This is a genomic window from Hydrotalea sp. GW822-HT8A01, from assembly GCF_058798575.1.
This window is the reverse complement of the sequence record NZ_CM179506.1, coordinates 739,018-752,387: the sequence shown is the minus strand read 5'-3', so window position 1 is coordinate 752,387 and position 13,370 is coordinate 739,018. Positions and strand designations below refer to the sequence as shown.

14 protein-coding genes are annotated in these 13,370 nt (G+C 35.9%); 1 reads left to right on the top strand and 13 read right to left on the bottom strand.

What is annotated here, in order from left to right:
- Window positions 1-140: 140 nt before the first annotated feature.
- The 13 genes from AC3QLY_RS03360 to AC3QLY_RS03300 form a co-directional block, all read right to left on the bottom strand.
- Window positions 141-980, bottom strand: a complete 840-nt coding sequence (locus AC3QLY_RS03360; RefSeq protein ID WP_074421243.1) for an oxidoreductase — start codon at window positions 978-980, stop codon at window positions 141-143.
- 51 nt (window positions 981-1,031) lie between these two features.
- A complete protein-coding gene (locus AC3QLY_RS03355; RefSeq protein WP_074421237.1) occupies window positions 1,032-1,727 on the bottom strand; it encodes a DsbA family oxidoreductase in 696 nt (231 codons plus the stop codon).
- A gap of 17 nt (window positions 1,728-1,744) precedes the next feature.
- On the bottom strand, window positions 1,745-2,461 hold the full coding sequence (locus AC3QLY_RS03350) for a 3-ketoacyl-ACP reductase (RefSeq protein ID WP_074421238.1): 717 nt from the start codon (window positions 2,459-2,461) through the stop codon (window positions 1,745-1,747).
- Between the two features lie 43 nt (window positions 2,462-2,504).
- Window positions 2,505-3,614, bottom strand: a complete 1,110-nt coding sequence (locus AC3QLY_RS03345; protein ID WP_218331963.1) for an alkene reductase — start codon at window positions 3,612-3,614, stop codon at window positions 2,505-2,507.
- 72 nt (window positions 3,615-3,686) lie between these two features.
- Window positions 3,687-4,187 carry a 2-dehydropantoate 2-reductase N-terminal domain-containing protein gene (locus AC3QLY_RS03340; protein ID WP_074421240.1) on the bottom strand — a complete coding sequence of 167 codons (501 nt, stop codon included), beginning with the start codon at window positions 4,185-4,187 and terminating at the stop codon, window positions 3,687-3,689.
- 76 nt (window positions 4,188-4,263) lie between these two features.
- On the bottom strand, window positions 4,264-4,845 hold the full coding sequence (locus AC3QLY_RS03335; RefSeq protein WP_074421241.1) for a Crp/Fnr family transcriptional regulator: 582 nt from the start codon (window positions 4,843-4,845) through the stop codon (window positions 4,264-4,266).
- Between the two features lie 97 nt (window positions 4,846-4,942).
- A complete protein-coding gene (locus tag AC3QLY_RS03330; RefSeq protein ID WP_218331965.1) occupies window positions 4,943-5,416 on the bottom strand; it encodes a TlpA family protein disulfide reductase in 474 nt (157 codons plus the stop codon).
- 85 nt (window positions 5,417-5,501) lie between these two features.
- Window positions 5,502-6,581, bottom strand: a complete 1,080-nt coding sequence (locus tag AC3QLY_RS03325) for a hypothetical protein (protein ID WP_287100824.1) — start codon at window positions 6,579-6,581, stop codon at window positions 5,502-5,504.
- 161 nt (window positions 6,582-6,742) lie between these two features.
- Window positions 6,743-7,210, bottom strand: a complete 468-nt coding sequence (locus tag AC3QLY_RS03320; protein WP_492990608.1) for a hypothetical protein — start codon at window positions 7,208-7,210, stop codon at window positions 6,743-6,745.
- Window positions 7,211-7,500: 290 nt separating this feature from the next.
- Window positions 7,501-8,835 carry an alpha-L-fucosidase gene (locus AC3QLY_RS03315; RefSeq protein WP_492990606.1) on the bottom strand — a complete coding sequence of 445 codons (1,335 nt, stop codon included), beginning with the start codon at window positions 8,833-8,835 and terminating at the stop codon, window positions 7,501-7,503.
- A 289-nt stretch (window positions 8,836-9,124) separates the two neighbouring features.
- On the bottom strand, window positions 9,125-10,318 hold the full coding sequence (locus tag AC3QLY_RS03310; protein WP_492990604.1) for a hypothetical protein: 1,194 nt from the start codon (window positions 10,316-10,318) through the stop codon (window positions 9,125-9,127).
- Window positions 10,319-10,789: 471 nt separating this feature from the next.
- Window positions 10,790-11,281, bottom strand: coding sequence for a hypothetical protein (locus AC3QLY_RS03305; protein WP_492990602.1), 492 nt, complete (start codon window positions 11,279-11,281; stop codon window positions 10,790-10,792).
- A 9-nt stretch (window positions 11,282-11,290) separates the two neighbouring features.
- Entirely contained in the window at window positions 11,291-12,241 is a 951-nt protein-coding gene (locus tag AC3QLY_RS03300; protein ID WP_074421147.1) for a heme-binding domain-containing protein, read from the bottom strand.
- 210 nt (window positions 12,242-12,451) lie between these two features.
- Between AC3QLY_RS03300 and AC3QLY_RS03295 the strand changes: the two genes are divergently transcribed.
- Window positions 12,452-13,345: a LysR family transcriptional regulator gene (locus tag AC3QLY_RS03295; RefSeq protein WP_074421148.1), complete on the top strand. Its 894-nt coding sequence runs from the start codon at window positions 12,452-12,454 to the stop codon at window positions 13,343-13,345.
- Window positions 13,346-13,370: the final 25 nt, after the last annotated feature.

Here is a 13,370-nt window from a genome sequence, read left to right as displayed (position 1 = left end):
GAGTGATTACTTTTGATTTATGTTTATTCGAAGAGTTGGGGCTAAAAATAATCGCACCTATATTCATGTTATAGACAAAAGCTCTGGGGTTTGTAAAGTTGTGCAAACATTCGGAGGAGTTTCATCATTTTCACCATCCACTATGCTTCTTTCGGGAAATCGGCTCCTTCAGTTACCGATGCCCAAGTATCAAAATCATGTTGTAACTCTGCTAACTTAGCTCTTGCGCCGCGTAATGCGGCAGCACCTAATAACAGGCGCAAGGGTGGATGTTCCGCTTCCGTAACCTGTATCATGGCTTTGGCTGCCCGTACAGGATCGCCGGGCTGATGGCCACTATAACCCCTGATATCGCCCATATTCTTCCAGGCAGTTCCTGCATAATCTTCTATTTGAATAGATGTGTTTTTGGCTGATCGGCCGGCCCAATCGGTTCTAAAACCACTTGGCGCAATAATGGTTACATGTATGCCCAATGGCGCTACTTCTTTATACAAAGCTTCACTTAAACCATCTACTGCATATTTGGTAGCATTATAAAAACCAACACCCGGAAAAGAACGCAAGCCTCCTATGGATGCAATATTTAAAATATGACCGCTTCGGCGTTTCCGCATATACGGTAATACAGCCTGCGTTACCTTCGCCAATCCAAATATGTTAATTTCAAACATCTTTCTTACTTCAGCTTCCTCGCTTTCTTCTATCGCAGCAAAATAGCCAATGCCGGCATTGTTCACCAATACATCTATTTGTCCGAATTGATGGATGGCTGTTGTAACTGTACGCATAATCTCTTCCTGTTTCGTTACATCCAATGGCAATGCAATGGCCGTTCCCGGATGCTTACTTACCAAATCTTCAATATCGGCTGTTTTGCGTGCAGTAATCACTGCCCGGTAACCTTTTGCCAGTACTTCCTGCGCCAATGAGCGACCAAAGCCGGTAGAACAACCGGTAATCAACCAAACTTTTTCCATTATTTTTTCATTGTATGTGTGAATAAATTGTTGTTGTATGCAGTGATGCATTTATAAACAAACCCCATCGGTAGTACAAAATCTGCCCGTGGTTTCATTTGTTGCAACAGGCTGCTCTTCTTCCTGAACTTTTTTAAATACTTTCAGAAAAGTGGCCGGTTCCTGCGCACCAGATACGGCATACTTTTGATTGAACACAAAAAAGGGCACACCCTGCACACCGATTTGCTGTGCTGTATACTGATCGGCCCTAACAGCATCCACCAGTGCATCTGATTGTAACATGGCCAGTACGGTTGCTTTTGTTATCCCTGCTTTTTCACCAATATCGGCCAGAACAATTGCATTGCCTATATCCTTTCCCTCCGTAAAATAAGCAGCCAGCAATAATTCTTTTACCTTGCTCTGCACACCATACTCTTTTGCTAAATGCAACAGGCGATGCGCATTGAATGTATTATTTACAATCGCTTTATCGAATTGAAAATCCAATCCAACGGCTTTTGCCAGGTCTTGCATATAATTATTCATCTCCTTTCCTTTTTCTAACGGCACGCCCTTTCTGTTAGCCAAATATTCATGAACCGAAGTACCTGCTGTAGGTTTAAAATCGGCATCTAACTGAAAACTGCGCCAGATGATTTCAACTGTATCTTTCCCATCAAATGATGCGAATGCTTTTTCAAATTTTCGTTTGCCGATATAACAAAACGGGCAAACCACATCACTCCAAATTTCTACTTGCATGGCTTTCTGTTTTAGCTTTATGGGTTGGTTGACCAGATGGAAGCATCTTTTACAAACACCCTTCTGTTTAATTTTAATTGTGCTATCGCCAATTCGGCAAAATCTTCCGGATGCATCAGTTTTTCTTCATTGTTATTAATGAGGTTGGATTTTATGGCCAGTTCTGTAACCACCGTACTGGGTGCCATTGCCGTAACGCGAATATTGTGTTTGCGAACTTCCTGCATCAACGATTCGGTTAACCCCATTACCCCAAATTTAGAAGCGCTATAGGCACTGGTAAGCGCCGAACCTTTTAAACCTGCAGTGGAAGATACATTTACAATATCGCCTGTTTGGCGTTCTATCATTTCAGGCAAAACGGCACGGGTTACATAATATACCCCAAATAAATTTACTTTTATTTGTTGCTCCCATTCCTCAGGTACCAGTTCTAAAAACTTGCCGAATTTTCCGGTACCTGCATTGTTAATTAAAATATCAATAGGCCCTAATGCCGTATGTATTTGCGCTACAGCATTTTCCACGGCAACGCGGTTACTTACATCGGCAGTGGCGATAGCGGTATTTACACCCAATGCGTTTAATTCATCGGCTACCTGTTGTATGTCTTTTTCTGTTCTGGCCATCAGGCCAACATGCACACCCTCTTGTGCTAAGGCTAACGCTAGTGCCTTGCCGATGCCTTTACCTGCACCGGTTATCAGTGCTGTTTTCCCTTTTAAAGATTCCATAGTCTAAATAAATTTAAATGATGATAATACTTATAAACCAATATTATGATAATAATTCAGATGTTTGCAAAAACGGATAATCGGTATATCCTTTTGCGCCGGGTGTATAAAAAGTGCTTTGATCGGGTGCATTCAAAGGTGCATCTTGTTGAAACCTTTCTACCAAATCAGGATTAGCCAGGAAAGGTACACCAAATGATACCAAATCGGCATCACCTGCATCCAGTACCGCATTCGCACTTGCCTTATTAAATCCTTTATTAATCATCAATGTGCCTTGATACAAAGGTCTGAAATGTTTGGCTACCTGTGTTACGGCAAAAGGCAAATGATCAACCGGTGCAAAAGGCTCGGTTAAATGCAGGTATGCCAATGGATAGTTGTTTAATTTTTTTACAATGTATTCAAAAGTAGGTATGGTGTTTTCATCCATGGTAATTCCAAACAATCCGTTTAAGGAAGGGCTTAGTCTGATACCTACACGTTGTATATCAATTACCTCTTTCATAGCTTCCAGTATATCAAACAAAATACGGGCATGGTTTTCAATGCTGCCGCCATAAGCATCGGTACGATGGTTAGCAGTGCTATTAAAAAACTGGTGCAACAAATAGCCATTGGCACCATGAATTTCCACTCCATCAAAACCTGCTGCTACTGCATTAGCAGCGGCTTGTTTAAAATCCTGAATGGTTTGCTGAATGTCTGCCAAAGTCATTTCTTTTGGAACAACAGTATCCACAAATCCGTTAACGGTATATGATTTCTCATTGGGATTAATGGCAGAAGGCGCATGTGGCAACTCGCCATTATGAAAATCCGGGTGCGATATACGGCCCACATGCCAAAGCTGCACAAATATTTTTCCACCTTCTTGGTGTACTGCTTTGGTTACCAGTTTCCAACCCTCCACCTGCGCTGCACTATAAATACCAGGTACATTGATATAACCTACACCCTTTTTATTAACGGGTGCCCCTTCAGTAATCAGTAAACCGGCGCTTGCCCTTTGTGCATAATACTCGGCAATTAATGCGGTGGGCGCATTTTCGGCATTATCGGCTCTGCTCCGCGTCATTGGTGCCATTACTATTCTGTTGTTTAAACTAAGTCCTGCTAAATTGTACGGTGTAAATAAAATGTCTTGTTTCATTGTTAAATGGTTTACTTTTTGTTTGTTGAATGATTGATATTGTGTTATATAAAAATGTATGGGTATTAACTGCTATGCTTCATCTGCTGCAGATTGTACCACAACATGCAGTCCGGTTAATGCCATTAAATGGCTTGCCAATTGTATAGCTGCCTCATCTTGCCCATCAATGATGGCTGTTGCTGCAACAATACTTACTGATACTACTTTTGAATGTGGCAGCAACAATTGTATGGGCGCATTTTGTCCCTCGCCGTTTTTTATTTGCAGCACGGTTTTACAGGTAGATACTTCGGCAATTTTTTGGGCAACATATTCCTGTTCGGCCAAAGGCACGGTAATAATTATTACATCGGCCTCCCAAGATGCCTCCTTACTACAGGTAAGTATTTCTGCAGTATGCAACTGTTGATTGATTTCCTGAATTTCATGGAATAATGTTGCTGTTTGCAGTTGGTCATTATCCATTAATAATAGCCTGTATTGTTTGCAAATTGATTTTGCAATCATTGTACCCGCTTTGCTATTTACACCAATAACGGCTACGGTATTGTTATAGCCCTTTGTCTTCATGCTGCAAAGCTACAGCATTGTTTTATGGAGGCACTTGCGCCAGAACAAGAAAAACACTTGATGTAGATCAAGCCGTTTATTTAGATTTCATTAATTTTTTACGGATACGGCTCAGGGTTTCGGGTGTTATGCCCAGATAAGAAGCAATGAGATTTTGGGGAATACGTTGCAGCAACTGCGGATTGGCAGCTGCCAGCCGGGTATATTTTTCTTCGGCAGAATAGCTGATGGTATTGACCAATCTTTTTTCTTTAGAAATAATGTTGTTTTGAAAAAGTATGCGGAAATAGCGTTCCATTACCGGTACTTGCAATAACAATGCTTCAAAATTATCGAGCGTAATCATCAATAATTCAGCATCTTCAATGGCATCAATATTGTATTCAGAAACATCTCCCGATAAAAAGCTGTACGTATCGGCCATCCACCAGCCTTCCCATGCAAATTGTATCATGTGTTCCGTACCTTTTTCATCTACATGGTACATCCGCAATAATCCCTTCTCTACAAATAACAGGTATTTACATACATCCCCTTCCTGTAATAAATACTGCCGTTTACGCAGTTTTTTGGGAATGAAAAAAGATTTTAATACCGCAACATCAGTTGCCGAAAGGGTTACTTTTTCCTGAATATGCGCCAATAAAACATCGAACATCTATACAAAAATACAAAGAAAATAAGGGTAATTCATATAATTACACAAGAGAAATAAGCAATGTTTATATATTATAACGCTAAAAATAAATGATTAATTACAATAATTTATTTTTTAAAAATTCATATAATTGATCTTTATTTAAATTATGTGCAATTATCCTCCCTTCTTGATCAACTAAGAAAGTATCCGGAATATACTTTACCTGCCAGGAAATAGCTATTTTATTATTCCAGTCATTCACTTCTATCCAATGTGGTTGATCTTCATTCAAGGCCTGCACCCAATCATTCTTGTTAGTATCTAATGAAATACCATAAATTTCTAAACCCAAGGAATGATATTTTTGATAAAGCTTTTGTAAATCTCGTATACTTTTTCGACAGGGTCCACACCAACTAGCCCAAAAATCTATTAGAATGAATTTAGCTTTTATTGAAGTTAATTTTATTTTTTTTCCGTTTATGTCAGGAAGTTTTATTTCTGTTACTTTATTACCAATAGTAGGTAGTTGTGCATGCAACGAATGGGTATAGGCTAAAAAATAAAATAGGAATATATAATTTTTCATGTGTATAATTTTTAAAAACAGCTAAAAGAAGGAGGTGCTATTAAAATTTCAAACTCCTTTTAGCTGCATAATAGTTTATATTTTCTTAGAAGTGAACATTCATGCCAATATCTAATGCATAATCTGAAAAAGCTGCATCACCATGTGTATAAATCCCTGTTATCATTGTTTGGTTTTTATCGGGTACACTTTGCGTCCTATCGCGAATAAGCGCAATAGGAATGTAAGCATATAATGAAACTTTATGTAATCGATAAGTAAATCCTGGTTCAGCAGAAATAATAAACCCGGGTCTTCTAAAACCATCACTTCCACCAATTAAATCATGAACAGGTAAACATTCGTCTCTTAATCCTAATGATGCAGAAAATTGATGTGTCATATAATTAAGTCCACCTCTAACCATATATTGATCAGGCACACTCATCACATCACTCCCAACTTTTACACTCATTGCAGGAGGCAGCCCTCCTCTTGCAGTTGATACACCATTTTGATCTCTTGGATTAGATAAATAATAAAAATTGCCATAAAGGCTCCACTTACTATTAAAATTATAATACCCATTAATTTCTAATGTAATCCCGGTTCCGCCATCCCCTAATTGAATTGATTGATCAACAGGACCTAATACTTTTGTTGAGTCTGAAGTATGAAAATAATCCTGGAATCTATAATCTCCGGTTGGCAGTTTTAGCCCAAGTCCTGCTTGTAAATTTCCTTTACTAAATTTATCAGGATTGAATAACCAACGGTAAACAGCAAAACGAATATCGCCAACCCCAAATGAATGGGTAACATATCGATGAATTTTATCGTGTTCATATAAAGATGATCTTGAATTAGCTTCTAATGGTATATCTAACATAAATGACCACCTTCTATCAATATTTCGAACAATTGCCACATCCATTGTATATTGATGATTAATAACATTAGTTCCATTTTCAACACGTTGTTTTTGCTGATCCGTGCCTATAAAGTGTTTATAAGATTTAAAATAACGATTATTTACAATCATGTCCCAATTGGAAAGTGTATCTGCATCATCATGGCTTATTGTATAACTTCCAGAACTCCGAATAGCTACACAACCTTGTGCATTTAACTGATTCGTAAAATTAAAAAAATTAACAAACAGCAATAAATATATAATAAATTTCATTTTAGAAGATCTATATTTGATAGAATAATAAATACAAGTATCATATGCCGATTATTCAGCAATGATTTTAGATTTTTACTTTCAAAAAATTCAAAAATGTTTACAATTTGGACAATAAAATATATTGCCAAAAAAATAATTAAAAGTAAAAGAAATAAAAGTTAAGCTATTTGTGGAGGCTCATCAGGAACTCGAATATTTGGGCAGATAATTTTCTCATTTATCTCATAAGAGTAATGAAATAATATTCTATGGAACAGATCTATTTTAAAGTTCGTCGAATAATTGTCGTAATCACCTGCACCTTTTTTAACTGAGAAATTTTTTGTGGAAGTTGAATGAGTTGTTTTTTCATTAGACTGAAAAACCAAATCATTAGCAAGGTTTGCGAATTCTTCTTTTGCATTCAGCACTTTCACCATTTGTTCATTGGGCAAACATTTTACTTCCAAAGTATCATGATAAAATCGCATTTTTACATAATTATATTGTATCCCTTTCACCATAACCTTTCCTTGAATACTTTGAAAGGTATTTGTTTTTTCTACATAAGGAGGTAATGTTGTTGAAATTTTAAAAGTTACTAAGTCTACTTCATTATAATTAACTTTATTTAATTTATTTTCCATGGAAATATTTGATCGCCATTCCATATATTGAAACAGAACCCGATATCCTATCAGGTTAAACCAAAATAGGAATAGTAGCAGTATGGCAGCAATTTTCCTAAGCATGAAAATACAAAGTAATGAATTTTTCTTGTTTATAAAAACAGCTAATAATTTTATTAGCTGTTTTTGAATTTGAATTAAGATTAAAGAGTTAAGAATTTGCTTGTTCTTGAATACTTTTAAGTTTTTTTAAATTATAAATTTTGCAACAAGTAAGTAGCATTCATATAAGATTTAGCCGCTTAATCCTACTCCCCTTCCACTACAAATACCCTATCAGGCTCATCTTGCTGTTGCTGAATATCAGTTAATAACAAAACATTATTTTGCAACTGTGCCAGTACCGGCTGCCCGGATTTTAAAGCATACACTTTCTTTATTTTGTTAAAAGGGAATTGTGGAAGCTGCAATGTGGTTACACTATCACTTAGTATATGCAGAAATAACTTACCATTGGTTTGGGTAATGGCACCCCAGTTTTGCGGACGCAAATACCCTCCCTGTGTACCATAAATACTACTGCCGTATGTTTGCAGCCATTGGCCCATATAGGCCAACCGCTCCTGAAATTCAGGTTGTACTGCTCCATTAGGCATAGGGCCAATATTCAATAAAAAATTAGCTCCAAAACCTGCTGCCCTCACCAGATAATGCACTAACTGAGCGGTTGATTTATAATTGGTATCGGCCAAATTAAAGCCCCATGAATCATTAATGGTTTCGCAGGTTTCTAATGGCAAATGCGATACGGACGCACCGCCAAAACCACTGGTATTACCACCGGGCAAATCTTTCTCAAACATCTGAAAATCTTCGCCGGGCAGGGGTTGCATGTGGTGGTTATTACCAATTAAACAGGCCGGTTGTAAGGTATGAATGAGGCAGTAAATTTCATTCAAATGCCAGTCAACGGCAGGCCGTTGGTTTTTATTCGTATCATTTTTTAACTGATCCCAATACCCGTCAAACCAAATACCGGCTACCGGGCCATATTGGGTTAATAATTCGGTTAACTGGTTTTTCATGAATTGAATATAATGGTTCCAATCTTCCTGTTTGGTTCTTCCGGTGCCTTTGCCCGTGCGGCCGGTGCTCCAGGAATAATCATCTCTTCTCCAGTCTAATAACGAATAATAAAAAAACAAGGGCATACCTTGTTCATGGCAGGCATCGGCCATCATTTTCACAATATCCTGATGGTAGGGCGTGTTCATGATGTTAAAATCAGATTGCCGGGTATTCCACATGCTAAAACCATCGTGGTGGCGGGTAATAAGGGTAATGTATTGCATACCTGCCTCTTTTGCCATCTTCACCCAGGCATTGGCATCAAACGCAATGGGATTAAAGAAATCCATTAAACGGGTATAATTTTTTACGGTAATGTTGCGGTTATTCATCACCCATTCCCCATTGCCTGGGATACTAAATGGGCCCCAATGAATAAACAAACCGAATTTTGCCTCTTGAAACCATTGCCGGGCTTTCAGATTTTGGGGTGTGGGTGTATAGTTTCCGGTAGTTTGCGCCATGGTAAACCCGCAACAAAACAGGGCAATCCAAAACAATGTTTGTTTATACATATACAAATTTTTAAGCTGCAATTTGTAGATAGATGATAAAATAAACCGACCAATTTAACTGTTCACCGTACTTTGGTTTAAAGTTAACAGTAAAATACCATAAAAAACAACTGGCAATCCTGCTTTAAAAATTTGTTTTGAAGGTATTAAACAGGGGGATAAGCCATAGTTAAGCCGCTGAAAAGCCCCATTATTAATAAAGCGGGTTATGGGTGAATTACCACCGAATAACACCGCTTAAATAGTTGGTTTTAATTGGAAGAAACAGGAAGCCAGCCGGCTTTGTTGATTACATTACTTTGTACATTTTAGAGGCCGAATTAATATAATCAAGCGGATCGAATGCTTTGTCGAACGTATCTTTTAATTCATTCAGCTTGTTTTGAAGTGCAGTCATTTTTCCACCTATATCCTCATCATCTTTATACTTGTTAAATACATCGGCATATTTTACAATGTTTTCATTGATGCGAAAAGTAAGTTGCCCAAAACGCATTTTCAATGATTGAATCGCCATCATTTCATTGTACACATTTTCTTTCCAGTCTTTGGGCGATTTGCTTTTTTGTTCAGCCACATAATCGCTGGCCTTTTGGCGCAATGCCGTTAAATACTGGTATCTTTTTTCTGCATCACTTTCCTGAGAAAAATTTTGATTAAAATCGTTGGCATCTACCAGTAACATATTCAGGTTTTTTTCGAGCGATTTACTGTATATTTTTTGCAGGTTATTTAGCTCATCGGTAATTAATTTCCATTCATGTTCTACTTCACTTTTATCATAATCAAACTGACCAACTTTGGCAGTAAGTGTAATCATTTTTTCACTTTCTGTTCTAAGCTCTTTTTCTTTTTTACCTAATGAATTGACATAGGTTGACATGCCGGAAAACAATACGGAAGAAATTGGACCCACTACCGGAACAGCCTGTGCAGCAGACCCTGAAAAATTTAATAAATTATTACTGATCGTAAGCATAGATTCTTTTTGCTTATTGGCTTTAACAAAATCTTTAAACTGATTAAACCACTTGGTATAACCGGCATAATTCATGGGGTTGCCGGCATCAGCTAATTGCGTAAAAAATTCACGAGTGGTATTAAATAATATCAATGGCTTAATTTCTCTTTGCATGGAAACTAAGTTTACAATAGCACTTTGGTAATTAGCCTGGTAAATATTCATTTCATTCAGGTCTTGCGCCTTTTGTTTATCTTCCAATGCCTGAACCCGCTCTACCAGCTTATCGGCTTTTACTTTTACACTGGTGGTTACTTTAATAGCACTATCCAGATTATCTACTCTTTCATTAATGTGCAGAATAGTAGAATCAAACACCTGATTTTTCTTTTCTAAATTTTGCTGAATATCATTGAGTATTTTTTCGCGGAGTAATTTTTCGTTGTTTAAAGAATCAGTTATCTGGCTGTTGGCTGCAATTGTTATTGCCATTAAAAAGAGCATTATTGAAATATGTTTCATAAAAGATGAATTAAATTAAATATGAAATTATATATGCTTATTGCATTTAAAATTAACAACATAAAGAAACAACAAAAGCAAAGTTGTTGTATGAATAACAGATTAGGAGTTGATTAAAAAATTGGGAGAACCCTCTTATTTGTTTAAGTGAAGATTTTTTAACAAATTATTGCAAACGCAATGAATTGGTTTACAAAATTTTGATACTGCTTCTAAATTTTAAAATTATATCTTTTAAGGAGTACTGGATGAAGAGGAATTTTCGTTTAAATAATCTACCGAACTTTAATTTTACTTTGATACTTCTTCAACGTAAATAGTTTACGCTTCAGTAAACTGAAATAGTTTAATTAATTTATATATATTTTTAATGCACATAAACGATACCTGCTACATACGTACCACAAAGCAATTATTTCTACAAAAAATGAATCAGTTCATATAACAAATGATACATCAGAAATATCAAAATTATGGAAGTACAGAAGCATCCTGAGAAATTATATAATTGATGCGTTGAGCCGTAAAAGCTGAATCGAGTTCGTTTAACTTTCGCAATGGTTTCCCAGCATATTTTTCATAAATTCTTGAAGAGCTGCCATTGATTATGTTATTAAATGTTATCAATTCTATTGAGATGATTTGGTAAGGTATTTTTGCACCAAACCAATGTTTATCGTTTTGTTGGCTCCAGGTTACAAAACATAATTTTGAACCGGGCGGATATTTCTTTGCTGCATTTGACCTTGCATAACCAACGGCTATATCATTTCCATACAATATTGATTGGGTATTATTAGCATAATTGATTGATGAGGTTACTACTTTCCATTTAAGTGGATTGAATGAAATTGAATCAATCTGGGAAGCAGAAATATTGATTAGAGTATCAACTTTATTTTCAGTACGACCGCAACTAAGTAACAATAAAAAAATTAAATATACACTATATGATTTTTTCATTTTTTTTATTTAAAAAGTTAATGGCATGGTAAACACAAAGTCATTATTTTTCATAGGCTGGTGACAACCCATACATTCAGTTGTGAATAATTTGTTCTTCCCATAAGGCATCAAAGAAACACCCTTCCATCTTGCAAAACCCCAACCATTCGTTGATGCATACTTTCGAGCATCTTTAATCATAAATTCAACTTGTATAAATTGTCCGGTATGTACATTACCTAAAGAGTCTCTAACCTGTGCCCAGGCAGCTTTAGCAAAAATAGTTCCATCAGGCCATGGATTAATATTTTTATTTGAAATTGCTTTTACAGCAATGTCATTCCCAAAAACAATCCGCATCGTTCCATTATCTAACCTATCGGTTGAACTAATTGCTTTCCAGTTTTTGTATGCAGGAATAAATTCTATACCATTTGGTGAAGGTGCTGTTGCAAAATTCAACGCCTGATGCTGCAACCAGTCATTATATTGCCTGTTTGCACTATTTATAACCGAAGAATCGGAGGGATTGTTTGTTATAAGAGTAGAAAGATATTTTTCAATTTCAGATACTTCGCTTGAACTTACTTTTGAGCCCGGATGAATTTTTTCATAAGAATCTAATGGCATTGTACCAAATTGAATTTGGTTAAGAGATTCGAATAACACGCCTTTTTGTATTGTCATAGGCATACTGTCCCACCGAGAAAAATTTAAATATTGCCTGCCTGTTTTAACATGTTGAGCAACTAACCAGTAAGCGGGTTGAATTTTATCAAACCACGAAAGATTGGTTTCATTTGAATGACAATCGTAGCAGGTTCTTTTAAAAATTTTCTTTACGGCAGGGTTCAATGAAAGATCATTGCTTTGATTTGAAATTTCTAATTTTGGTTTGATAAACTGGATAGCTAAAAAAATAAATATAATTGTAAATAGTGCTATCCTAAACAATTTATTTTGAAATAAATGTTTCATAATTACCTTTTTACTAAGTTAAAAAAAAATTTTAAACCCAATTAAATATTTGATACTTCATTACTAATACTATAAATATTGCTTAAATTTGTTTAGCTGTTTGATTATTATAATAATTTTATTAATTCCAAGTTAATAACATCAATTGCTGCTTTTATCAGGCTATTTTCAATTTAACAGTTTACTATATATAAATTTAAACAAATTATTATGTTTGATTTCAGACTTCAGGTATTTCATACTGTTGCCAAGCGCCTCAACTTTACAAAAGCCGCAGATGAATTGTTTATTACACAACCAGCAGTTACCAAACATATTCACGAAATAGAACACTACTTTAAAATAAAACTTTTTGATAGAAATGGGACAAAAATAAAGTTAACGCCTGCAGGCGAAACCTTATTACAACATACTGAGCAGCTGTTTGTCATTTACCGAACTCTGGAATTTGAAATGAACACGCTATCGCAAAGCCATACCGGGAAATTACGTTTAGGGGCCAGTACTACCGTTGCACAATATGTTTTACCGCCTGTATTAGCCGCATTTCATAAAAAATTTCCTGAGATAACAATTACCTTATTGACCAATAATACCGAGCAAATTGAATTGGCTTTACAAGAAAAGGTGATTGATATAGGAATTATTGAAGGTCAAAAAAAGAAATCTTATATAAAATATACTGAGTTTGTTAAAGATGAAATTGTACTGGTATCCCATATCAACAACCCATTGGCAAAAAAACTAACCATTCAACCTGAGGAATTAAAAAAGATTCCTTTACTATTAAGAGAACCGGGTTCAGGTACGCTCGAAGTGATTGCACATGCCCTAAAGCCATTAGGTATTAAAATTTCACAATTAAAAAGTGAAATGCAATTAGGCAGTACAGAAAGCATGAAGCTTTATTTAATGCATAGTAACTGCATGGCATTTCTTTCTATTCATTCGGTTTTAAAGGAATTGCAAAACAAAGATTGCTGTATTATAGATATAAAAGGATTAAGCATTGAACGTTTTTTTTATTTTATACAACAGCAGGGTCCTGCTGAAAAACTAGCCGAACTGTTTGTGAAATTTGCTAATTTTCATTCGGTCAGATAGTGTCAGTTCTATTTGAAGATTTAAA